At 67.5% G+C, this 22,854-nt stretch carries 23 protein-coding genes and 1 tRNA gene; 9 read left to right on the forward strand and 15 right to left on the reverse strand.

Annotated elements, in window-relative coordinates; genetic code table 11:
* The first annotated feature begins 27 nt into the window (after window positions 1-27).
* Window positions 28-2,802: an RND family transporter gene (locus tag A5787_RS16365; RefSeq protein WP_197507177.1), complete on the forward strand. Its 2,775-nt coding sequence runs from the start codon at window positions 28-30 to the stop codon at window positions 2,800-2,802.
* Between the two features lie 9 nt (window positions 2,803-2,811).
* On the opposite strand, the gene A5787_RS16370 is transcribed toward A5787_RS16365, so the two are convergent.
* Window positions 2,812-3,027, reverse strand: coding sequence for a long chain fatty acid-CoA synthetase Faa4p (locus tag A5787_RS16370; RefSeq protein WP_066968772.1), 216 nt, complete (start codon window positions 3,025-3,027; stop codon window positions 2,812-2,814).
* A gap of 211 nt (window positions 3,028-3,238) precedes the next feature.
* Between A5787_RS16370 and A5787_RS16375 the strand changes: the two genes are divergently transcribed.
* Window positions 3,239-3,988: an alpha/beta fold hydrolase gene (locus tag A5787_RS16375; RefSeq protein WP_066968774.1), complete on the forward strand. Its 750-nt coding sequence runs from the start codon at window positions 3,239-3,241 to the stop codon at window positions 3,986-3,988.
* Window positions 3,989-3,995: 7 nt separating this feature from the next.
* On the opposite strand, the gene A5787_RS16380 is transcribed toward A5787_RS16375, so the two are convergent.
* Window positions 3,996-4,736, reverse strand: coding sequence for an SDR family NAD(P)-dependent oxidoreductase (locus A5787_RS16380; protein WP_066968845.1), 741 nt, complete (start codon window positions 4,734-4,736; stop codon window positions 3,996-3,998).
* Window positions 4,737-4,774: 38 nt separating this feature from the next.
* Between A5787_RS16380 and A5787_RS27770 the strand changes: the two genes are divergently transcribed.
* Window positions 4,775-4,933 (forward strand): hypothetical protein, encoded by a 159-nt coding sequence (locus A5787_RS27770; RefSeq protein ID WP_197507179.1) that lies wholly within the window; start codon window positions 4,775-4,777, stop codon window positions 4,931-4,933.
* A gap of 1 nt (window position 4,934) precedes the next feature.
* On the opposite strand, the gene A5787_RS16385 is transcribed toward A5787_RS27770, so the two are convergent.
* The 5 genes from A5787_RS16385 to A5787_RS16405 form a co-directional block, all read right to left on the reverse strand.
* Entirely contained in the window at window positions 4,935-6,221 is a 1,287-nt protein-coding gene (locus A5787_RS16385) for an MFS transporter (RefSeq protein WP_066968776.1), read from the reverse strand.
* A 77-nt stretch (window positions 6,222-6,298) separates the two neighbouring features.
* Window positions 6,299-7,576, reverse strand: a complete 1,278-nt coding sequence (locus A5787_RS16390; RefSeq protein WP_066968778.1) for an amidohydrolase family protein — start codon at window positions 7,574-7,576, stop codon at window positions 6,299-6,301.
* 14 nt (window positions 7,577-7,590) lie between these two features.
* Window positions 7,591-8,805, reverse strand: a complete 1,215-nt coding sequence (locus A5787_RS16395; protein ID WP_066968780.1) for an amidohydrolase family protein — start codon at window positions 8,803-8,805, stop codon at window positions 7,591-7,593.
* A gap of 4 nt (window positions 8,806-8,809) precedes the next feature.
* Window positions 8,810-9,613, reverse strand: a complete 804-nt coding sequence (locus A5787_RS16400; protein ID WP_066968782.1) for an acetoacetate decarboxylase family protein — start codon at window positions 9,611-9,613, stop codon at window positions 8,810-8,812.
* Window positions 9,610-10,539, reverse strand: coding sequence for an SDR family oxidoreductase (locus tag A5787_RS16405; protein WP_066968847.1), 930 nt, complete (start codon window positions 10,537-10,539; stop codon window positions 9,610-9,612). The genes A5787_RS16400 and A5787_RS16405 overlap by 4 nt, the downstream gene beginning before the upstream one ends.
* Window positions 10,540-10,604: 65 nt before the next feature.
* Between A5787_RS16405 and A5787_RS16410 the strand changes: the two genes are divergently transcribed.
* Window positions 10,605-11,489: an IclR family transcriptional regulator gene (locus tag A5787_RS16410; protein ID WP_066968784.1), complete on the forward strand. Its 885-nt coding sequence runs from the start codon at window positions 10,605-10,607 to the stop codon at window positions 11,487-11,489.
* Here the strand turns inward: A5787_RS16410 and A5787_RS16415 are convergent.
* Window positions 11,486-12,757 (reverse strand): amidohydrolase family protein, encoded by a 1,272-nt coding sequence (locus A5787_RS16415; RefSeq protein WP_082977266.1) that lies wholly within the window; start codon window positions 12,755-12,757, stop codon window positions 11,486-11,488. The two genes, A5787_RS16410 and A5787_RS16415, sit on opposite strands and share 4 nt — an antisense overlap.
* 137 nt (window positions 12,758-12,894) lie before the next feature.
* Between A5787_RS16415 and A5787_RS16420 the strand changes: the two genes are divergently transcribed.
* Window positions 12,895-13,779 carry a TauD/TfdA family dioxygenase gene (locus A5787_RS16420; protein WP_066968788.1) on the forward strand — a complete coding sequence of 295 codons (885 nt, stop codon included), beginning with the start codon at window positions 12,895-12,897 and terminating at the stop codon, window positions 13,777-13,779.
* 392 nt (window positions 13,780-14,171) lie between these two features.
* Here the strand turns inward: A5787_RS16420 and A5787_RS16425 are convergent, their stop codons facing one another.
* Window positions 14,172-15,023 (reverse strand): UbiA family prenyltransferase, encoded by an 852-nt coding sequence (locus A5787_RS16425; protein WP_231993999.1) that lies wholly within the window; start codon window positions 15,021-15,023, stop codon window positions 14,172-14,174.
* 326 nt (window positions 15,024-15,349) lie between these two features.
* Between A5787_RS16425 and A5787_RS16430 the strand changes: the two genes are divergently transcribed.
* On the forward strand, window positions 15,350-16,144 hold the full coding sequence (locus A5787_RS16430) for a DUF1906 domain-containing protein (RefSeq protein WP_066968790.1): 795 nt from the start codon (window positions 15,350-15,352) through the stop codon (window positions 16,142-16,144).
* Between the two features lie 26 nt (window positions 16,145-16,170).
* Here the strand turns inward: A5787_RS16430 and A5787_RS16435 are convergent.
* A tRNA-Ala gene (locus A5787_RS16435) sits at window positions 16,171-16,246 on the reverse strand.
* Between the two features lie 152 nt (window positions 16,247-16,398).
* Window positions 16,399-18,036 (reverse strand): phosphoglucomutase (alpha-D-glucose-1,6-bisphosphate-dependent), encoded by a 1,638-nt coding sequence (gene pgm / locus A5787_RS16440; RefSeq protein ID WP_066968792.1) that lies wholly within the window; start codon window positions 18,034-18,036, stop codon window positions 16,399-16,401.
* A gap of 105 nt (window positions 18,037-18,141) precedes the next feature.
* On the opposite strand from pgm, the gene crcB (A5787_RS16445) reads away from it, so the two are divergent.
* A complete protein-coding gene (gene crcB / locus A5787_RS16445; protein ID WP_066968794.1) occupies window positions 18,142-18,537 on the forward strand; it encodes a fluoride efflux transporter CrcB in 396 nt (131 codons plus the stop codon).
* A complete protein-coding gene (crcB, locus tag A5787_RS16450) occupies window positions 18,534-18,899 on the forward strand; it encodes a fluoride efflux transporter CrcB (protein ID WP_066968796.1) in 366 nt (121 codons plus the stop codon). Before crcB (A5787_RS16445) ends, crcB (A5787_RS16450) begins: the two co-directional genes overlap by 4 nt.
* On the opposite strand, the gene A5787_RS16455 is transcribed toward crcB (A5787_RS16450), so the two are convergent.
* On the reverse strand, window positions 18,900-19,529 hold the full coding sequence (locus tag A5787_RS16455) for a GNAT family N-acetyltransferase (protein ID WP_066968798.1): 630 nt from the start codon (window positions 19,527-19,529) through the stop codon (window positions 18,900-18,902).
* A gap of 29 nt (window positions 19,530-19,558) precedes the next feature.
* Window positions 19,559-19,903, reverse strand: a complete 345-nt coding sequence (locus tag A5787_RS16460) for a DUF488 domain-containing protein (protein ID WP_231994000.1) — start codon at window positions 19,901-19,903, stop codon at window positions 19,559-19,561.
* A 49-nt stretch (window positions 19,904-19,952) separates the two neighbouring features.
* Between A5787_RS16460 and A5787_RS16465 the strand changes: the two genes are divergently transcribed.
* The gene (locus A5787_RS16465) at window positions 19,953-21,203 is read left to right on the forward strand and encodes an HNH endonuclease signature motif containing protein (RefSeq protein WP_066968801.1); all 1,251 of its coding nucleotides are present in this window, start codon (window positions 19,953-19,955) and stop codon (window positions 21,201-21,203) included.
* Here the strand turns inward: A5787_RS16465 and A5787_RS16470 are convergent.
* Window positions 21,165-21,881, reverse strand: coding sequence for a DsbA family protein (locus tag A5787_RS16470; RefSeq protein WP_066968803.1), 717 nt, complete (start codon window positions 21,879-21,881; stop codon window positions 21,165-21,167). The genes A5787_RS16465 and A5787_RS16470 overlap by 39 nt on opposite strands.
* Window positions 21,882-21,898: 17 nt before the next feature.
* A complete protein-coding gene (locus A5787_RS16475) occupies window positions 21,899-22,834 on the reverse strand; it encodes a CoA ester lyase (RefSeq protein WP_066968851.1) in 936 nt (311 codons plus the stop codon).
* Between the last annotated feature and the right edge of the window lie 20 nt (window positions 22,835-22,854).

The following is a 22,854-nucleotide window of genomic DNA, read 5'->3' on the forward strand; positions in this document are numbered from 1 at the left end:
CGGTCGCGACGACCCTTCGTCCCCAGAATGGTTCGGATCTTCGCCATACCGATCATCGCCTTTTGGGCCCTGCTCGCGGTGTCGACGAACACCTTTATGCCGCAGGTAGAGCGCGTCGCCGAAGAACTCGCCGGGCCGGTCGTCCCGCACTACGCGCCGTCGCAGCGGGCCTTGCTGGCCATCGGTGCGAAGTTCCACGAGTCCAACTCGACGAGCCTGGCCATGCTCGTGTTCGAGGCCGACCGGCCGTTGGGCGATGCGGACCACAGCTATTACGACGACTTGGTGCGCCGGCTCAAGCAGGACCCCAAGCATGTGCAGTACGTCATGGATCTGTGGGGGAAGCCGATCACCGCGGCCGGGGCGCAGAGCCTCGACGGCAAGGCCTCGTATGTGCTGTTGCGCCTCGCGGGCGACATCGGGCAGATGCAGGCGAACGAGTCCGTCGCCGCCGTTCGGAATGTCGTCGCGAAGGACACGCCACCGCCCGGGCTCAAGGTCTATGTCAGCGGCGCGGCTCCGCTCGCGTCGGACACGGTGGCCATCGCGAATTCGAGCCTGAACGACATCACGATCGTGACGATCTTCCTCATCATCGGGATGTTGCTGCTGGTGTACCGCTCGATCGTCACGCTATTTGTGCCCCTGGCCGGGGTTCTGTTCGAGATGCTGGTCGCGAAAGGTGTCATCTCGTTCCTCGGGCATTTCGGGTACATCGAGCTCTCGTCGTTCGCGGTGAACATCGTCGTCGCGCTGACACTGGGAGCGGGGACGGACTACGGCATCTTCTTGATGGGCCGCTATCACGAGGCGCGACAGGCGGGCGAGAGCAGGGAAGAGGCGTTCTACACCGCGTACAAGAGCGTCACGCCGGTCATCCTCGGCTCGGGCCTGACCATCGCGGGCGCGTGTTATTGCCTGACGTTCGCGCGGCTCAACTACTTCCACACGATGGGGCCGGCCGTCGCCATCGCCATGCTGTTCAACATCGCGGCGGCGCTGACGCTCGGCCCGGCCTTCCTGACCGTGGGCAGCCTTTTCGGGCTTTTCGACCCGAAAAGCAAGGCCAAGGCGACCCTTTATCGGCGGATCGGGACGAGCGTGGTCCGGTGGCCGGTGCCGATCCTGGTGGCCAGCGCCGCCGCCGTCCTGCTCGGGGCCGTCTTCGTGCCGACGTACCGGCAGAACTACGACGACCGCCAATATCAGCCCCACAACTCCCCCGCCAATCTGGGCTTCGCGGCGGCGGATCGGCACTTCCCGAAGAGCAAGCTGTTCTCCGAAATGCTGATGATCGAGACCGATCACGACATGCGGAACTCCGGCGACTTCATCTCATTGGACCGGGTGGCCAAGGCCCTCATTCGCCTTCCCGGCGTGGCGATGGTGCAAAGCATCACCCGGCCGCTGGGCCGGCCACTGGAACACGCCACCCTCCCCTACCTGTTCACGACGCAGGGCAGCGGTAGCGGTCAACAGCTCCCGTTCACCAAACAGCAGAACGCCAACACGAGCCAGCAGGCACAGATCACGCAGCACTCGGTCGAGGTCTTGCGGCAGGAGATCGTCTATTTCCAAAACATGTCGGATGAGCTGCACAAGACGGTTCTGACCGTCGAGGATCTGCAAAGAATCACCGCCGAGATGAATCAGGAAATCTCGAATGTGGACGACTTCTTCCGGCCGGTCAAGAGCTATTTCTATTGGGAGCGCCACTGTTTCGACATTCCCATTTGCTGGACGTTCAGATCGCTGTTCGACGCGCTCGACAACATCGACAAGTTGGCCGACGACATCACCGACGCCAAAACCTCCCTCGAGGCACTAGACAAGATCTTGCCGCAGGTAATAACGCAGCTGAAACTCACGGCAGACGACTCGGAGGCCTTGGCCGGCCTGTTGGTCAGCAGCTACGGGCAGTCGTCGCTGCAGTCCACCCAGACTTCCCAGACGTTCGACGACCAGGTCAACGTGGGGCTGGACTTCGACCAGTCCCGCAGCGACGATTTCTTCTACATCCCCCATGAGGGTTTCGACAACGACGACGTCAAGACGGGCATGCAGCTCCTGATGTCGCCCGACGGCAAGGCCGCCCGGATCATCGTCACGCACGAGGGGGACGCCAACGGCCCGGACGGCGTGCAGCATGTCGATCAGTTCCCGTCGGCGATAACCATCGCGCTCAAAGAAACCTCGCTGGCCGGCGCCCGGGTTTATATCGGCGGCTCGGGATCAACCAACAAAGACATCAAGGAATACGCCGCGTCCGATCTGCTTATCGTGGCGATCGCCGCCTTCGTGCTGATCTTCTTGATCATGTTGGTGCTCACGCGAAGTCTGATGGCCGCGCTCGTCATTCCCGGCACCGTGGCATTCTCGTACGCGGGAGCGTTCGGGCTCTCGATACTCGTCTGGCAGCATCTCATCGGCTTGCCGCTGCATTGGCTGATACTGCCGCTGACGTTCATCATCCTGGTGGCGGTGGGTTCGGACTACAACCTGCTGTTGATCATCCGTGTCAAAGAGGAGCTGCACGCGGGGATCCACACCGGCCTGATCCGCGCGCTGGGCAGCACGGGTGGCGTGGTGACGTCCGCGGGTTTGGTGTTCGCCTTCACCATGCTGGCGATGCTCAGCAGCGATCTGCGGACCATCGGTCAGGTGGGTTCGACGGTGTGCATCGGCCTGCTGCTCGACACTCTGATCGTGCGCTCGTTCGTCGTGCCGTGCATCCTGCGGATCCTCGGGCCGTGGTTCTGGTGGCCGACGCTGGTGCGTTCGCGCCCGCTACCGCAGCGTTAAGGGCCTCGATCAGGTGATGCGGGCGGTCTCGCGCGCGACGAAGACCGAGACATAACCGATCGGGATGCCGGTGCGGGTCGCGATGCACTGTCGCGCCGCCACGTCCACCTCGGCCCGGCGGCCAACGCGAACGAGGCCACCGATCTCGGGAATCCGGATAATCCACCCGTCGGCATCTCGGGCGACTTCGATGTCGAAGCACTGACCGACCGTTGGGCAGTTCACACGGGGAGCCGCACGTCGCGTACGGCTGCGGCGCAATGCGTTTGGGTGCCGCAGACTGGGCTGAATGGGCATGTCTGCTTTCCTGAGTCAGAAACGGGCCGCGCGCAAGAGTAGTCCGATTCGCGCCCAGAACCTAATCGGCCTATGCACCGGCCGGCGGATGCTGGCAGAGTCGAGCTGCGCCGACGTGACCCAGTGAAAGGAGGGCGCCGTGACTGTCGTTTTGGTGCATGGCAATCCGGAGGCCGACGCCATCTGGGGGCCGTTGGTCGACGCGCTCGGGCGAACCGACGTGGTGCGGCTCTCTCCCCCGGGCTTCGGGGCGCCGTTGCCCGACGATTTCCCGGCGACCTATCTCGCCTACCGCGACTGGCTCGAGGGCGAGCTGGCGAGCGCCGGCGAGCCCGTCGACCTCGTGGGCCACGACTGGGGCGGCGGGCACGTGATGAACGTGGTGATGCATCGACCCGAATTGGTGCGCAGCTGGGTCAGCGACATCCTCGGTTGTTTCGACCCCGACTACGTCTGGCACGACATGGCGCAGGTGTGGCAGACGCCCGACGAGGGCGAGAAGTTGGTGGACGCCTTGGTGGGCGGGACACTCGAGGAGCGCACCGCCCGGATGGTCGAGATCGGCGGGATGCCCACCGATATCGCGGCCTCGGTCGCAGCGGCGCAGGGTCCGGAGATGGCCCGGGCGATCCTACTGCTCTACCGCTCGGCCCGGCAGCCGGGGATGGCCGAGGCCGGTCGCGAACTGGAGAAGGCCGCGGCCCGACCCGGCCTGTCCATCCTGGCCACCGAGGACGCCTACGTCGGCTCGGAAGCCATGCGGCGCCGGGCGGCGCAGCGAGCCGGAGCGCACACGGAAGTGCTCGAGGGCCTCGGGCATTGGTGGATGCTGCAGGATCCGGCGCGGGGCGCCGCGGCCCTCACGCGGTTCTGGGCGGGGCTCGACTGAGCGGCCGCTAGCCGGCGCCCTTGCCGTTGTCGACGCGATAGACGGCGCCGTGGACGGCGGCCGCGGCGTCGCTGGCAAGGAACGCGATCACGTTCGCAACGTCAAGGGGCTGCATCATGCCGCGCGGCGAGGCCGTCCGCATGATCAGGTCGTAGTTCGGATTGTCCGGCGCACTGAACTGTTCGATCTGCGGGGTCAGCATGCCGGCCGGGCATACCGCGTTGACCCGCAGGCGATCCGCGGTGTACTCCACCGCCAGAGCGCGAGTGAGACCGATCAGCCCGTGCTTGGCGGCGCAGTAGCCCGCCGAGTAGGCCTGGCCCTCCACGCCGGCGATGGAGCTGACGTTGACGATGTTGCCGCCGCGCTCGAGCAGATGGGGCAGCGCGGCCCTGCACAGAAAGAACGGTCCGTTCAGGTTGACCGCGAGGTCTTGGGCCCAGTCGTCGTCGGTCATCGACTCCGTACGGCGCATCTGGTGTCGACCGGCGATGTTGATCAGGACGTCCAGTCCGCCGAACTCACCGACACATTGCTCGACCGCGTCCCCGCAGGCCTGCGCCGAACCGACGTCCACCGACGCGTAGGAACCCCTTTCCACGTCGGCGAACACCTCGGCCAGGCGTCCGGTATCGCGGCCGATGCCGAAAACCGTTGCGCCCTGCCGGGAAAGCAGCCGGGCCGTCTCGGCCCCAAGGCCCGACGACGCTCCGGTCACGAGCGTGACCTTGCCCTGTAGTGGTGACATGTCGCGCAACGCTACCTGGCCAGAGAGATAATCACCTGATGTCGAACGAACCCCCACCTCCACCGCGCTCCGCGCCGAAACCGCCGCGTGCGCACCTCTCACCCGAGGACTTGGAACGGTTTGGCGACGAGGAGCAGGCACGCTCGGCGTCGGACGAGCGCCGGCTGCGCGACGAGCAACCCCCGCATCACCGCTAGCCTAGTTCCGCACCAGATCTTCGGTGAGGGCCTCGTCGGCCAGGTCTTCGAGTTCTTTGCCTTTCGTCTCCGGTCCCAGCAAGTAGCCGGCCACCGTCAACGCCCAGAGACCGGCGAGCGCCAGGTACGGCGTCTGCAACCCGTAATGCGTTATGCCCCAGCCGACCACGGCCGGAGCCGCGATGGAGACGACGCGGCCACCGCCGACCGCGATTCCGAAACCGGTGCCGCGCAACACCGTTGGGAACAACTCCGAGACGTAGGTGTCGCCGACGCCCCAGAGCCAACCGAGGGTGGCGATGGCGATCGCCCCGAATACCAGGTACCGGTCCAACGATCCAGAGGTGGCAGCCAGGATGGTCGAGAAGAACTCGATGACCGCGGCCAGGATCGCCGAGGGGCGCCGGCCGACCCAATCGGCGAGCGCGGTCCCCAGGTAGACGAAGACGACTTGCAGCAGGAAGAACACCAGCGCGTAGCGGATCGCGTCGATCGGGGACGCGTGAAACCTCTTCACGATGTAGGTCGTCAAAAAGACCGTCAGGCCCCAGTAGCCGACGGCATTGGCGGTGTAAATCAACCAGCCCGCGACGAGCCGTCGCCGTACGCCGGGAAGTTTCCACAGCCGAGGCTTCGCGACCCCGCGCACGATTTTGGTCTGCACGTCGGTATAGCGGTGGGATTCCTTGATGCCGCGACGGGCAAGGAACAACACGATGGCGGGGACAATCGAGACGATGAACGCCGATTGCCAGCCGAAGTGCGGGACCAGGGCCAGGGCGACGGCCGCGGCGAGGACATAGCCCAGTGAGAACAAGGAGAAGATCACGCCGCCGACACCGAGGGCGCGAGTCTTGGCGGGCCACACTTCCGCGGTGTACGGCGCGCCGACCGCAAGCTCCCCGGCACCGCCCACACCGGTGAGGAAGCGGAGTCCCGTGAAGGCGGCGACGCTCGTCGTGAGTCCGGCCACGGACGTGGTGATGCCGTACAGCAGGATCGACGCCCCGAGCGTGGTCTTGCGTCCCCACCTGTCGGCCGCGTAGCCGAACCCGATGGTGCCGATGGTGTAGCCCAGCAGGAAGATCGAGCCGATGTAGCCGGCCTCGGCGTCGGTGATGTGCAACGTCCTCTTGATGTCCGGCAGCACCAGGCCGTAGATGTTGACCGCATAGGAATCGAAGCCATAGCCCAACCCGGCCGTCACCGCGACGAAGAGGGCCTGCTTGAAAGTCGCTGGTGTGGCCCGGGATATCTGGGCCGGGATGCTGCCCACGCTGGAGGTCATCCCGGAAAGGTATGCGGCCCGGCTCCATGCGCGGAAGGATCACGATCCGCGTGATCAAAACGGAATTTTTTCCCTACTCAGTTCTCCACCAGGTCGGGGAGCGGCTCGGCGCCCGTCAGCCAGTGGCGTCCGGTCCGGCGGGCGGCCTCCCACTTGGGGAGGCTCACCGCGTCGTCTTGGCCCAGGTCCTCGGGAGTCGGGCCGATGCGCTCGGCCAGCCCGGCGAGGGCATCCAGGTCGAAGTTGTACACCTCGGCCGCGGCCAGGCCGAGCATCTGGCGCGTCTCCTCGACGGGGATGTCCCAGAAGGAGCGATGCAGCCAGTCGCGGGTGTGCGGCCACGTCCCCTCCGGATGAGGAAAGTCGTTGCCCCACAGCATGTTTGACACGCCGATCTCGTAGCGTCGCGCCAGCTCCCTGCGCTCGGTGGTGGTGGCCCCGATAAAACAGTTCCGGTCGAAGTAGGCCGAGGGCGGCATCGTCAGATCGCCCTCCATCTGATGGCTCATCTTCTTGGCCGAGTGCTCACGCAGGTACCGGGTGTCCATCAGCCAGAGCAGGTCGTTGGCCCAGAACGCGCCGCACTCGGTGACCCCCCAGCGCAGCCGGGGGAAGCGCTCGAACACGCCCGACCACAACGCGAACCACAGGGGCCGGGCTCCCCACCAGCGCACCTCGGTGACATAGATGCCCAGGTGCCCCCCGTACTCCTCCTGCGGGGCGGGACCGGAGTGCGTGTGCACCGGCATCTGCAGGTCCTGGCAGGCGGCCCAGACCTTGTCGTAGCGACGGTCGTGGTAGGGCGGATACCCGACCCAGCGCGCCGGGATCAGGATCCCGCCCCGCAGTCCGGACTCCGCCGCTCGAGCGATCTCGGCTACCGCCGCGTCGACGTCCGCCAGTATCGGCACGACCGCGACCCCGGCCCGCCGCTCGGGGCTGTGGCTGCACAGCTCGGCCAACCAGCGGTTGTGGGCCCGCGCCCCGGCCATCGCGCGCCCCGGGTCGAGGTCGCCCGACTGACCCAGGCCCGCCCCGAACGGAGCCCCGGCGACCCCGGTCACCGCGTCGGCGTCGGGGAAGATGACCTCGCCGACCACCCCGTCGCCGTCAAGTTCCTTGTCCCGCAGGCCTACATCCCATCCGCCGGCGATGCCGTCCCCATGCTCGGAGAACCACTGCTCGGCGAACTCCTCGTCGATGAATCCCCCCGCCTGGGCCGCGGCGGTCTTCTCGGCCAGGTAGACCTCGAAGTCGTCCCGGTATTCGGGGTCGACGTATTCGCGGTACCGCTCGGTCGGGAGCTCGGCGTGGCAGTCCGCCGAGATGATGACGTAGTTGCTCCGGGGGCTCACGGTCGTTCCTTTCGCTACCAGGTACGGATGGGGTCGGGCTCGAAGACGGTGCTGCTCGCGTCGGCGGGCACCGCCGCCAGCGGCTCGGCGACCTCGGCGACGGTCGGGCCGATTCGGTCGACGAGGGGTGCGAGGGCGCCCAGGTCGAAGCCGTAGACGGCCGCCGCATTCCGGCCGACCATGTCCGCCACCTCGCCGGCCGGCACGCCGCTGAAGGTGTGGCGCAACGCCTCTCGCGTGTAGGGCGCGGTGCCCTCCAGGTGCGGGTAGTCGCTGCCCCACATGATCTTCTCGACGCCGATGCGGTGCCGCTCGGCACACTCGACGGGCCGCATGAAGCTGGCACCGACGTAACACTGGCGGGACCAGAACTCGCTCGGCTTGAGCGTCAGCGAGCCGGCGGTGGGCCCGGCGAACCGGGCGATCGCGGAATTCGCTCGCCCGTAACGGGCCGCAGCCACGTCGAGCGAGTCGAGGGTTGCCGGTATCCACCCGGCGCCCTGCTCGGTGAAGACCACGGTGAGGTCCGGATGGCGATCCAGCGCGCCGCTGAAGATCAGGTGCCACAGCGCCCGGTGCGCAAACCAATGGGTCTCGTACACCCACACCGCAAACGAGCTGCCCCACCCGTCCGTCGGGTTGGGTCCGGCGTTGCCGCCGTGGTGATTGACCACCACGCCGGCCTCGTCGCACGCCGCCCAGATCGGCTCCCAGTGCTCGGCGTAGAGCTGGGGGACACCGGCACCCGGAGGGATTCCGGGCAGCAGCACACCGCCGCGCAGGCCCAACTTGGCGATCTGTGCGATCTCGGCGACGGCTTCGTCGAGGTCCCCGAGCAGGATCTGGCCCACCCCGGCGCGCCGCTCGGGCGACAACGAGCAGAAGTCGGCCAGCCAGCGATTGTGCGCACGCACGCCCGCCCAGCGCAGCTCGAGCTCCGGGGCGGTAACCGGTTGGGGGGCGGCCAGGCTCGCCTGCGGGAAGAACGGTGGCACGGTATTGGGATAGATGACCTCCCCCGCGATGCCTTCGGCATCGAGCTCCGAGTTGCGCCGAACGCTGTTCCAGTTGCGCTCGGCGTCGGCCTCGGTGAGGTCGCCGAACGGGTTGACGTATGTCTTTGCCCAGCCGTCGAATTCGTCCCGGTACTGCGGATCGAGGTACTCGCGGTAGTCGAGCAGATCAGCCCCGGCGTGGCAGTCGGCCGAAATGACCGTGTACCGGTCCATCGCGCTAGGCCCGTGCCGGCTCGGGCCTGGGGGCGGCGAGCAGCGCCACGTCGTCGTAGCGCTGGTGCACATACGGCAGCAGCCACTCCTGCGGCACCCGCTCGGCGATCCGCCCCACCTGGATGGTGCGCCGGCGGCACCAGGTGATCGACTTGATCTCGCGAATCACGATGTCGGCCACGGGGTCCAGCGGCGACTCCCCCAACTCGACGGTGCCGTCGATGTTTTCCAGCAGCTCGTAGTGCCGGTGGTATTCGCCGTAGACCAGGTGGGGGTCGGTGATGCCGCTGCCGTCGGGGGCGCGCAGGAATTTGAAGTAGAACTCGGTGTTCACCTGGTCGGGCGGCAACTCCGCCGGGCCGGTGGTCCGGCCGCTCATTTTTATGAGCTGATAGCCCAGCCGGTCGATGGTGGCGGCAACGCGATCGCCGTCGCGCTCCACCTCGAGGTGGGCGAGCTTCTTTGGCTCACCGAATGTTTCGCGCCCGCCCGTGACCGACTGCTCGGTGGACTGCGGCATGAAGAGGGGATAGTCGCCGTCGAGTTCGCCGTGCCGGGCGGTCACCGAGAACACCGCCGACCCGAACGGCGGCCTGCCCTCGATCCGGACCCGCTGCAGCTGAATTCGCACCAGCGGTTGCCCCGCCGGCTCCAGCGGCTTGGGCAGCACGGCCGCGACGATCTCCGGATCGGTGAGGTACGTGATCGTGATCGCCTCGGTGGCGATGGGCGCCTTGGTGGCGTCGATCTCGTGGTCGATTTGCGCCTCGGGTGGGCGAGGGCCGTAGCGAACTCCGTTGGTGCTCAAGGCTTTCCTCCTTCGGTTTTGTCGGCATGCTGCCCGAGGACGTCGACCAGGTAGTCGGGCGCACCGCGAGCCAGGATCGATTCCGCCTTGCGGGTCACGACCTGATCGGCCGGTGTGGGCGGCCCCATCATCCAGAACCGGTCCGCCCGAATTCCGTCCACCACCAGGTCGGCGACCGTATCGAGGGGGGTGAACTCGACACGTGCGCCGGCGGACTCGAAGCGGGCCACCACCTTTGCCAGTGTCGCCTCCGGTGTGCGGCGTCGTTGGGTCGCGGCGTAGCGCTCCGGGCGGTGCCGCCAGGACTCCCAGATGCCGGTGTTCAAAAAGCCGCCCGGGAAAAGGACGTGCGCCCGCACCCGCGTCCCCGTCATTTCCAGGTGGGTGTAGAGGCTTTCGGTCAGGCAGAGCACCGCGGCCTTGGTCATCGGGTAGACCGCGGTGGCCGGTCCGCCCATGGCCCCCCGGGCAATGGGCGCGAACCCGCCGTTGCCCGAGCAGGTGTTGACGACGTGTCCGTCGCCCCGCTCGAGCAGGATGGGCACGAAAGCCTTGATGCCGTGGATGACACCGAGCACGTTGACGTCGATGCCCCAGCGCCAGTCGGCCAGGTCGTGTTCCCACAGGTATCCCTCGGAGACCCCGCCGGTGCCGGCGTTGTTGCACACCACGTGCACCGCGCCGAATCGGTCGAGCGCTTCCTTGGCGAGCGACTCGACCGAGGAATAGTCGGTGACGTCGGTGCGGACCCCGACCGCGTCGATGCCCTCGTCCGCGAGTGCGCGGGTCGCGTCGTCCAGGGCCTCGGCGAGCACGTCGGCCAGCACCACCTTCATGCCTTCGCGGCCGAAGCGCCTGCCCATGGCTTGGCCGATGCCGCCGGCTCCCCCGGTTACGACCGCCACCTTGCCCTGAAGGTCCGTCATCGTGGCCATCGTCACACGGTCGCGCATAGCACCGCAAGCAGTCGCATTATGCGACCATTGCCCCCATGGCCCCGCGTCCTTCTCCGCAGACCGAACGGGTTGTGAACCTGTTCGAGCAGCTGGCAGCTGATGGGAGGCGGGGGATGACATTGGCCGAGGTATCGCGCCAGTTGAGCGTTCACAAGGCCAGCTGCCACTCGATGCTGTCCGAACTGCTGCGGGCCGGCTGGCTGCTGCGCGACCCGGTTCGCAAGACCTACCACCTCGGTCCCGCATTGGTCCGGCTCGGCCGGGAGGCGGCGGGCCGGTATCCGGCGCTGGTGTTGGCGCGCTCGGCGATGGCCGAGCTGTCGGCCGCGACGGGCGCACACTGCGTTGCCTTCTCGGTGAGCGACGACTCCTCGACCGTCGTCGATCAGGTCCGGAGCCGTCACGGCGGCGGCCACCCGATGCCCGTGGGCACCCAGTTCCCCCACCGCCCGCCGTACGGGGCGTCGATCGTCGCCTGGGCCGGGCAGGAGGCTCGGGAGCGTTGGCTGGCCGCCCTGCCGCAGGACGTGCGCGATCGCTATCGCGAGGCCATCACCACCGCCAAGCGGCGTGGCTACGCGGTCGGTCTGCACATCCTGCCCGATCTGCGCCTGCGGGAGCTGGCGCAGATCGTGCGGAGCGCCGAGGTGCGTTCCACCCGGCTGAGCCAGCTGGCCCAGGAATTGACCGACGAACTGATCCATCAGGAGGAGTGGTTCCCCATCAGCCTGGACCCGGACCGTACCTACGAGGTGAGCCACATCGACTCCCCGATCCTGGTTGACGGGTCGCGCATCGCCCTGATGCTCAGCCTGGTCCCGAGCGCCGAGCCGATGAGCGGCGCGGCGGTCACCCGGCTGGGGACGCAGCTCGCCGAGGCGACCCGCCGGCTGAGCGCCGCCCTGACCGAAGAGTCCTAGCTTCGCTCCGGAGCCAGGCGCTTGAGGGCCAGGCCCCCTTCGAACGGCCGGAAGCCGAAAGCGGCCGGGGCGCGATAGCCCGTGTCCTCCAAGGGTTTACGCACCTCGTCGACCGTCGGCCCGATCTTGGCGGCGACGGGCGCCAGCGCATCGAGGTCGAAGTGATACAGGCGACCGGCGTTGCCGCCCAGGATCTTTCGGCACACGTCCTCCGGCCTGTCGTGCAGCGCCCACCGAATAGCCAACTTGGAGTGGGGCGCGAAGCCTTCCTCGTGGGGATAGTCACTGCCCCACATGATGTGCTCCGGGCCCATGAAATCGATCATCCCCGAGTCGATCGGCGTGAGCTCGGTGGCCAAGAAGCAGTTCCGCTTGACGTATTCGCTCGGCGCCATGGTCAGCTCGTCGACCGACGATCCGCCGAACATCCCGTAGGTGCGGTTGCCGGCTTCAGACTTCATGGTGGGCACCATGGCGTCGAGCATGCCGATCTGGCCGGGCACCCAATACGTGCCCTGCTCGGTCGGCGCGAAGCGCAGCGTCGGGTACCGCTCGAACACCCCGGCCAGGATCAGGTGTCCGAGGGTGCGCTGCGCCCACATCGCCATCTCGGTGATCAATACCGCGTTCGACGCCGGCTGGTCCATCGGCATCTCGGGACTGCCGGCGCCCGCGTGCTGCACCACCGTCAGGTCCAGATCCGCGCATAACGCCCAGATCGGTTCGTAGCGGGTGTGAAACAGCGGGGCCACCTGGGGGTCACCGGGCGAGACCGCGGGAATGAGCACGCCGCCAAAGCAGTCCTGCTCGGCGCCCCAGCGGATTTCTTCCAGCGCCAGCTCGATGTCGTTGGGAAAGATCTGAATCAGGCCGCGGCGTCGGGCCGGGGCCAGCGAGCAGAAGTCGATCTGCCACCGGTTGTGGGCCTGCACACCGGCCCAACGCTTCTCGAACTCGTCACGGGTGCGGGGCAAGCTGATGGTGATGTTCGGGGTCGTCGGGAAGAACGGCGGAATGGTGTTGGGCAGCAGTACCTCTGCGGCCACCCCATCGGCGTCCATCTCCGCGATCCGAAGTTCGTGGTCCCAGTTGCGGTTGGCGGTGGCGATGACCAGATCGTCGAACGGGCTGGCGTAGGCCTTGGCCCACGCGTCGAACTCATCGTGCAGCCGCGCCGGCAGATACGGTTTGTAGTCGAGCAGATCCGCCCCGGCGTGAGTGTCCGTCGAAATGACGACATAGCGATCCAACGTGTCCCAAGTAGCCATCACACCTCCAGCGGTATGTGGAGTATAGGAGGAACGGATCGGCTCGTGTAGGGGCCGACCCATTGAGCGGGATAGCTTGTCAGCGGCTCGCTTTAGGTGGAAAGTCGTGCTCGAACGCGCAACGATGGAGTTCGTCGATGGAAATGGTGCCGCTGGGCCCAGGCTTTGCCGCCGAACTGCGTGGAGTGACCATCCAGGACGTCGCGGCGAGCGAGCCCGCGTACGCGGCGGTGCGCGCGGCGTTCGAGGAGCACTCGGTCCTGGCCCTTCGCGACCAGGACGTCACCGATGACGCGCAGCTCGCTTTCTCGCGCCGCTTTGGCCCGCTCGAAGTCACCAAGGCGGGTTCGGCGGGCAGCGGCAGCAACCTCGTGGTCCTCAAGACCCTCGACGACAAGGGCGACGTCGTGCCGGACGCGCACCGGATCGCCTTGGAAAACAAAGCGAACCAGCTTTGGCATACCGACAGCCCGTTCAAGAAGGTGCCGGCGCTGGCTTCGGTGCTGTCGTCACGCATCATTCCGGGCCGGGGCGGCGAGACCGAGTACGTCTCCACCCGGCTCGCATTCGAGCGCCTCGATCCGGTGATGCAGCGGCGGCTGGAAAACTCCTTCGCCTGGCACGAGTACGCGTATTCGCGCGGCAAGATCGCGCCCGACCTCGCCACCCCCGCGGAGCGGTCGGCGCTGCCGCCGCAATGCTGGCGTCTGGTGTGGAAGAACCCTGTCAACGGCCGCAAGGCGCTCTACATCGCCTCGCACGCCTACGCGATCGACGGCATGGACCAAAAGGCGGCGCAGGAACTGCTCGCCCAGCTGATCGAAGCGGCGACCGCGGGCGGAAGCTACCTGCACTCGTGGCGCGAGGGCGACGTGCTGATGTGGGACAACCGCGCGACCATGCATCGTGGCCGGCCCTGGCCGGCGTCGGAGCCGCGCTACATGGTGCGCACCACGATTTCCGCGACCGAATCGGACGGGCTGGAGACGATGCGTCCACGCGCCGCGAAGATCAGCGGCTGATCCGGCAAAAGCTCCCAGAGTTGGCCCACGCACGCGCACTCACGCTGAGCAGCCCTGGACGACGGATAAACGGCTAAGCCAGCCATCAAGCTTGACGGCTCCGCTTGAAGTCAATCGCCACAACGCAATCCGCCGGCTTCATGGTTTACTGCGACCCAGCAGATGAAAACCGCCGGGGCAGTTCCATTGATGATGACGATCATCCATGAATTTTTCATAACAGGCTTGTGTCGCAACATGATTGGGGCACGATTACGCGGTGGTTGCCAGGTTTCGAGGCGGCCAGCGCTCGAGATCAGCTACAACTCTGATCGCCGGTTGAGCTGCCCCACGGCGTCGGCTCGAGCGTCGTGGCCACCTCGTCGACGAGGTCATCGCGATGATGCGTGATCTCAGATCAGTGGGCACCCGCCCACGCCGAACACGACGGCATCGACGGCCCCGATACCGACCACGGCCCAGAGCGACACCCGGCCGGTGCCGCGGGCGGCAATCAGCGCGAGCGGCACGGCGGCGCCCAGCCCGGCCAGCGCGACCCAGGGCCGGCTTGAGGCCAGCAACAGCAGCACGGACGGCGACAGCAGCAGTGCCAGCACGACGCCGCGCATGGTCCCGACGCCCCAGCGTGCGGCTACCTGCTGCGCCAGGCCGTTGACGCCGGTGGCCCAGTCGGCGGCGAGATCGGGCAGCGCGATAACGAAGTGGCCACCGGCGCCGAGCAGGGCCGCCCCCGCGATCGCGTACCACGCCGGCACGGGGCGACCTGGCAGCGTGCTCGCCGCATAGACGGGCAACAGGCCGAACACGAGGACGGCGATGAGGACATCCGCCAGCGTCGACTTCAGGCCGAGGTTGTAGGCCCAGCTGGCGCCGACTATCACCGCCAAAATGATCGCGGTTACCACGCCGATGGCCAGCGACATCGCCAGCGCGGCCAGCAGCGCCGCGAATGCCGCGATCCAGACCGCCCGCACGCTGATGGCACCGGTGACGACCGGCTTGTCCGTCCGGCCCGCCGCGGCGTCCCGGGGCGCGTCCAAGGCGTCGTTGGACCAGCCGATCGAGAGTAGGCCGGCCAGCATGGCAGGTGCGGTCAGTACGGGCACCATGCCACGCGGTGCCGCCTGCGCCGCCAAGGCGGCGGTCAGGGCCGTGATGGCAAGCATCTCCACCGGATGACCGGTGGTGATCAGTGCTCGCGCACGACTCAGGATGGGAGGCGCTGTCCGTGTGTGGACCATCATCATCGGTCTCCCCTCACGTCTGCGGCCTTTCGGAGGCGAAAACTGTGAATCAGTGCGAGATAGACCACTGAAATCGTAATAAATTCTGAAATGTGAAGGAAGGCCGTTAAATATAAGGCCATCTGCGAGGCGCCAATCCCGCCAAGTGGCAGGCCCTGCGGCGCCGGCCGACCGACCCTGACAGCCGCAGTTCTCCTACCCAACGCGACAGAATCGTCACCACCGCTGCAGCCAATGACTCGGGCCGGTGAACCGCAAAGACCGATTTGATATCGACTGCTGCGCACTACTTCTATTGACGAAAGTCACATATTTAACATCACGCGATGCAGGACGCTATTCCCCGGCGCGACGTATTGCGCTACGCCATCGCTGTGTCTGCACTGCCGGCGCTGTATGCGGGACCGGCAAGCGTCGCCATCGCTACCGCGGCTGCCGTCCCTACGGCGGCTGTCGCCACTCCCAGACTGATCGACTTCGCGATGCGCCAAATTCCAGCGGAGCACATTCGGGCTGCCGGCTACGCCGGGGTCATCAACTACGTGTCGCTGTCGCGTCCCGGCTCGTCCATGGTCGCCAAGCCGATCACCCGGCCTTACGCCGAGCAGCTCACCGCGGCCGGGTTGATGATTGTCAGCAATTACCAATACGGCAAGCCAGGCGGGACAGCACCATCGGATTTCAGGCGCGGGTTCGACGGCGGCGTCGCCGATGCTCGCACCGCCTGGAAGCTGCACACCGCAGCGGGTGGCGGTCAGAGTGCCCCGATCTTCTTCAGCGTCGACGAGGACATCAACCACGACACCTGGAACAATTTGGCACTTAAGTGGTTTCGCGGAATCAATTCGGTATTGGGAGTGCAGCGCACCGGCGTCTACGGCGGTACCGATGTGTGCCAATGGGCCGCCGCCGACGGCGTCATCGGAAGTTCGCGCACCCCTGGCCACCGCTGGGCGTGGCAGACCCGGTCCTGGTCCCACGGTCGGATCGAGCCCGCCGCGGTCCTCTACCAACGCGTGGTAAGCACGGCGTCGAATCCCGGCCCAGTGGTCGGGGGACTCGAAGTCGACGTCAACGACGTCCTTGCCGAGGATTGCGGTCAGTGGAACCTACATCCCTGACCGCTGAAATGTGAACTGCGTCAACCTGGTGGAGCTAAGGGGACTCGAACCCCTGACCCCCACACTGCCAGTGTGGTGCGCTACCAGCTGCGCCATAGCCCCAAGTCGTGCCAATCGAAGCTACACCACTGGCAAGATGCGTTCAAAGTCGCTGGTCAGCCCGGCGTGGTAGCGCATGCGCTATCGCGTTTGAGGATCGAGTGGGGTCGCCCCCACGAGGCTGATGTGGCTCATGTGGCGAAATAGCCACGGCCTCATCCGATCACCGAATTGACCACCTCGCGCGCGGCCTTCTGCACCTCGGCCAGGTGCTCGGGCCCCTTGAACGACTCCGCATAGATCTTGTAAACGTCCTCGGTGCCGGACGGTCGTGCCGCAAACCACGCGTTGGCCGTCGTCACCTTCAGCCCGCCCAGCGGCGCGCCGTTGCCGGGAGCGGCGGTCAGTTTCGCGGTGATCGGCTCGCCGGCCACCTCGGTCGCGGTCACCTGCTCGGGAGACAAGCGAGACAGCCGCGCCTTCTGCTCCCGGTCGGCGGGCGCGTCTACGCGCGCGTAGAAAGGTGTGCCGTATCCGGCGGTCAGCTCCTCATACCGCTGCGACGGGCTCAGCCCGGTGACGGCCAGGATCTCAGAGGCCAGCAGCGCCAGGATGATGCCGTCCTTATCGGTGGTCCACACCGACCCGTCGCGGCGCAGGAATGATGCCCCGGCCGACTCCTCGCCGCCGAAGCCGATCGTGCCGCCGATCAGGCCGTCGACGAACCACTTGAAACCGACCGGCACCTCGACCAGCTTGCGACCGATGCCGGCGACCACGCGGTCGATGATCGACGAGCTGACCGCCGTCTTGCCGACGGCGATCCCGTCCGGCCAGGACGGGCGGTGCGTATAGAGGTAGTCGATGGCCGCCGCCAGGTAATGGTTCGGATTCAGCAGTCCCGCATCGGGGGTGACGATGCCGTGGCGGTCGGAGTCGGCGTCGTTGCCGGTGGCGATCTGGTAGCGGTCCGAGGTGGCGATTGCGCGGATGAGCCCAGCCATCGCGTCGGGCGAGCTGCAGTCCATCCGGATCTTGCCGTCGTGGTCGAGCGTCATGAACCGCCACGTCGCGTCGACCAACGGGTTGACGACGGTCAGGTCCAACCCGTGCCGCTGCGCGATCTCGCCCCAGTAGTCCACGCTGGCGCCACCGAGCGGGTCGGCACCGATCCGCACCCCGGCCGCGCGGATCGCGTCGATGTCGACCACGGTGGGCAGGTCGTCGACGTAGGTGCCCAGATAGTCGTAGCGCTGGACGGCATCCAGCGCGCGGGCCAGCGGTACCCGCTGCACGCCGGATCCGCCGCGCAGAATCTCGTTGGCGCGCTGGGCGATTGCGTTGGTCGCGTCGGTGTCCGCCGGGCCGCCGTTGGGGGGGTTGTACTTGAAACCGCCGTCGGAGGGCGGGTTGTGCGACGGCGTGACGACGATCCCGTCGGCCAGCGCCTCGGTGCGACCACGGTTGTAGGTCAGGATGGCGTGGCTGACCGCCGGCGTCGGCGTGTAGCGGTCGCGGGAGTCGATCATGGTGACGACGTCGTTGGCGGCCAGCACCTCCAGCGCCGACACCCACGCCGGCTCGGAAAGGCCATGGGTGTCACGGCCGATGAACAGCGGCCCGGTGGTGCCGTGCGCGGCGCGGTACTCGACGATGGCCTGGGTGATGGCCAAGATGTGCGCCTCGTTGAACGCTCCGTTGAGCGCCGACCCGCGATGGCCCGACGTGCCGAACGCCACCCGCTGAGCGACGTCCTCCGGGTCGGGTTCGATCGAGTAATACGACGTGACCAGGTGGGGCAGATCGACCAGGTCTTCGGGCTGGGCCGGCTGACCGGCGCGCGGGTGGGCCATGGTTACCAATTCTGCCCGTGCCGCATGTCGCTGACTTGTCAGGTACTTTTCTGACGTCCCGGGTTCACCCAGCTGTAAGTCCCGGCGAAGGGGAAGGGAACAGGCGTGGCACACGACTATCGCGAGCTGGCCGCGGTTTTCGTCGGCGGGGCGCTCGGCACCCTGGCCCGTGCGGCGTTGAGCACCGTCGTCATGCGCGAAACGGCGGGCTGGCCGTGGGCGACGTTCATCGTCAACATCGTCGGCGCGTTTTTGGTCGGTTACTTCACCACGCGGCTGCTCGAGCGGCTGCCGCTGTCGAGCTACCGTCGCCCGCTGCTCGGCACGGGGCTCTGCGGCGGTTTGACGACTTTCTCGACGATGCAGGTCGAGACCGTGACCATGATCCAGCACGGCGAGTGGGCCAAAGCCGCGGCCTACAGCTCCAGCAGCATCGTGCTGGGATTGGTGGCCGTCCACCTAGCCACCGCCCTGGTTCGCCGAGTGAGAGTGCGCCGATGACGGCGATCTTGCTCTGGGCCGGCGTAGCCCTGGTCGGCGGCTTCGGGTCGGTGCTGCGCTTTGTGATCGACGGTGCGGTGGCCCGCCGGGCGGCGCGGGCCTTCCCGTTCGGGACGCTCGCGGTGAACATCAGCGGCGCCGTGCTGCTGGGTTTCCTCGGCGGCCTGCTGTTGAGCAAGGACGCGGCGCTGCTGGCGGGGACGGCGTTCGTCGGTGCCTACACCACGTTTTCCACCTGGATGCTGGAAACCCAGCGCCTCGGCGAGGAGCGCCAGACGTGGACGGCGCTGGCCAACATCGTCGTCAGCGTCGCGCTCGGGATAGCCGCCGCGGTGCTCGGGCAATGGCTCGCGCAGCGGTGATCAGGGCTCGCGAAGCTTCGGGACGTCACCGGGCGTGCGGGGCAGCGCGTACAGCGCCATGCGCCGATTCGACATGTCGTGCTCGCCGAGGAATGCACAACCGGCGCGCTCGCAGAATCGCCGCGCAGTTTTGTTGCGGTAGTCGGGGTCGAACATGATCCGGCGGCAGTGTGGTTCCTGGCCCAGCACGCTGGCCACGAAGTGCGGCAACACGTAGCCGGCGATTCCCTGGTTGACGAACTCGTCGTCGGCGATGGCGGCGTGGATGCCCAAGTCGTACGGGTCAGCGACGTAGCGGGTGGCGATGGAATCCTTTGCAGCCCTGTATAATTCGATGTAGGCGTGGTCCTGGCCGTCCAGGCTGGCGAAAAATGGCCGCGAATACGTGCCGTCGAGTTGCGCGCGCAGGTGGCGACGCCAGCGTTCGGCCGGCCAGGCGGACTCCCATGCCTCGGCGAGGGCGGGCCGGCTCATCCACTCGGCGACCATTTCCGCGTCGGCGTCCGGGTCGGCGAGCCGGAAGGCGTACGGTGCGGGGACCTCCGCGACGCCGGGCGGCGGCGGCACGTTGCGCACCTCGTCGCTGACGTCGGTCAGTTCCCGCGGCAGGATCACTTCAGGTTCGCTCATAACAAACCGGCAGCCTACCGAGCCGACCGTCAGCGGCCCTTGAGCAGCCTCGCCAGCACCGCGGCGTGACTCCCGTCCACTTCGCGGGTGGCCGTCACCAGGGTGACGACGCCGCGCCCGGCCACCGTGCGCAGCTCCGCCAGCGCCGGGCTGTCGTGCAGCTCCTCGCGGTACCGCGCCACGAATTCGTCGAACCGCCGGGGGTCGTGGTGGTACCACTCACGGAGTTCCTTCGACGGCGCGACGTCCTTGCACCACGTGCCCACTCGCGGGTCGTCTTTGCGGAACCCCCGCGGCCAGATGCGGTCCACCAGCACGCGCTGCCCGTCGTCGGGGCCGGCGTCCTCATACACGCGCGCCACCCTGATGCTCACAGGACCAGCGTAATCACGCCCTGTCGGCGGAGATGCTATACTCGAACACATGTTCGATGACCATCAATCCGCGCTGGTGGAGCGCATCGCGGAGCTGGAGAGGGTCAAGTCCGCGGCGGCGGCGGATCAGGCCCGGCTGACGGTCGCGCTGGACGCCGCGCGTCGCGCCGCCGAGGCGGCCGCCGGCGTGCCCGCGGCGCAGCGCGGACGGGGTGTGGCCAGCGAGGTCGCGCTGGCGCGGCGGGATTCCCCCGCGCGGGGCGGGCGGCATCTGGGCTTTGCCAGGGCGCTGGTGCACGAGATGCCGCACACGCTGGCCGCGCTGGAATGCGGGGCGCTCTCGGAGTGGCGGGCCACCCTGATCGTGCGCGAGAGCGCCTGCCTGGACGTCGAGGACCGCCGCAGGCTGGACGCCGAGATGTGCGCTGACCCGGCCGGCCTGGACGGGATGGGCGACGCGCGGGTGGCCGCAGCGGCCAAGGCGATCGCCTACCGGCTGGACCCGCATGCTGTGGTCGACCGGGCGGCCAAGGCCGAGTCCGAACGCACGGTCACCATCCGGCCCGCGCCCGACACGATGACATATCTGACCGCGTTGTTGCCTGTTGCCCAAGGGGTTTCGGTGTATGCCGCGCTGCGCCGCGAGGCCGACACCCGCTGTGACGGTCGATCGCGTGGGCAGGTCATGGCCGACACCCTCGTTGAACGGGTCACCGGCCGAGACGCGGCCGTGCCGACGCCCATCGCGGTCAACCTGGTGCTCACCGACGAAACGCTGCTGGGCGGTGTCGACGCGCCGGCCGACATCGCCGGCTACGGACCGATTCCGGCGGCGGTCGCGCGCGCGATGGTCGCCGACGCGGTCGGCGACCGGCGGTCCCGGGCCACGCTGCGCAGGCTCTACGCCCACCCGGCGGCCGGGGCCCTGGTGGCCATGGAGTCACGCGCGCGGCTGTTTCCGCGCGGCCTGGCCGGCTTCATCACGCTGCGCGACCAACGATGTCGCACCCCCTATTGCGACGCGCCCATCCGCCACCGTGACCACGCCCAGCCCTGGGCCGACGGCGGGACCACCACGGCGGACAACGGCCTGGGCTGCTGCGAGCGCTGCAACTACGCCAAGCAGGCCGCGGGCTGGCGGGTCCGCACGCAGATCGACGAAAACCACACCCACACGGCAGAATTCACCACACCGACCGGCCACACCTACCGATCGGGCGCCCCGCCCCGCGCGCCGGCAATCACGGTCAGCGAGGTCGAATTACGAATCGGTGTCGCGATTGCCCGGCACGCCGCTTAGGCGCTCGACGTCTATGACCTCACCGCGATTGATGCTGACCCAATCGCGCCCGTCGAGGTAGGGACGCAGGCTTGCGCCGATGAGCTCGAGGTCGGCGGGCGCCTTGGGCCGCTGCAATTCGTAGACGTGCGGCAGCTCGGCCATGCCGGTCACCACGCTCCACAGCGTGAGGGCGGGCTGACCGGTCGGCGGGTCCACCAACACCGGACCGAACAGGCACTGCCCCGACAGGAACAGCGTCGGGACACCGTATCCACCCGCAGCCGTGACGCGCTGATGGTCCCCGCGAATCTCGTCGTGGGTGGTGGCGTCGTCCAGCGCCGCGTCGAGAACCGCCGCGTCGACGCCAATGTCCCCCAGCAGTTTTCGCGCGACCGCGGGATCGTGCGGCTTCCCGCCCAGGGTGTGCAGCTCGTGGCCGATCGCGGCGTACCACCGGTCCAGCAACGCCATGTCCGTTCGGCGCAGCAGCGCCCCGATCCGCATCAGCGACCACCCGTAGGACCACTCCCGTTCCCAGGGGTGCTTTTGGCCCTCCGACCGGTTCACCTCCTCGAGGCTGAAGAACCGCCAGTTGACGGTGATACCGAGCTGGTCGCGAACGTCGCGGATCCACAACGAGGTCTGATAAGCGAACGGGCACATCGGGTCGAAGTGAAAGTCCACCGCGTCGCTCATCGGACCTGCCCCCGGGCCTAGTAGTGATAGGTGTCCGACGGCGCGGGCGAGTGCACCCGTTCTTCGTCGTCGAACTCGGACACCTCGATGCCGTAAGCGCGGGCCAGCTCGAGGATCTTGGTCGCCCGCGCAATCCGCGGCAGGTCGGAGCCGTTGCGGATCTCTCCCCCGTCGCGCTCGAACTCGCCGAAAAACTCCTTGGCCCAAGAGATCTCGTCCTGCGACGGGGACAGCCCCTCGTTGACCACCGCGCACTGATCCGGGGTCAGGCAGATCTTGCCGGTCATGCCGAACTCGACGGAAACCGCCGTGGCCTCGATGAGCTTCAACGCGTTGGAGCCGATCGTCGGCCCGTCGATGGCGCTCGGCAGGTTGGCCGCCTTCGCGGCGATCGTGAAGCGTGACCGGGCGTACGCCAGGGTGCTCGGGTCCTCCCCGAAACCGGTGTCACGGCGGAAATCGCCGATGCCGAAGGCCAGCCGGAAGGTGCCCTTGGCCGCGGCGATCTCGGTGATGCGCTCGAGGCCGCGGGCGGTTTCGACCAGCGCCACGATCGGCACGTTGGGCAGCCGTTGGGCGGTCTCGGTGACGTGGTCCACCGACTCGACCATCGCCAGCATCACCCCGCCGACGGGGGTGCCGGCCAGCGCCGCCAGATCGTCCGCCCACCACGCGGTGCCGAACCCGTTGATCCGGACCCAGTCGGTGTTTTCGGGGCTGAGCCAACGCACGACGTTCTCGCGGGCGGCCTGCTTGTCTTTGGGCGCGACCGCGTCCTCGATGTCGAGGACGACGATGTCGGCGCGGGAATGTGCCGCGGACTGGAACCGGTCGGCATGCGCGCCGTTCACCAGGAGCCAACTGCGGGCGAGTACGGGATCGATGCGCCAGCCGATGTCGGAGGGATCCGGCGCCTGGTCGCCGACCTGTTCATACGTCTGATCTGTCGCCATCTTCATTCCGTGGGTGCTAG

Origin of the sequence: Mycobacterium sp. 852002-50816_SCH5313054-b (genome assembly GCF_001667185.1) — a bacterium.
Lineage (GTDB): Bacteria > Actinomycetota > Actinomycetes > Mycobacteriales > Mycobacteriaceae > Mycobacterium.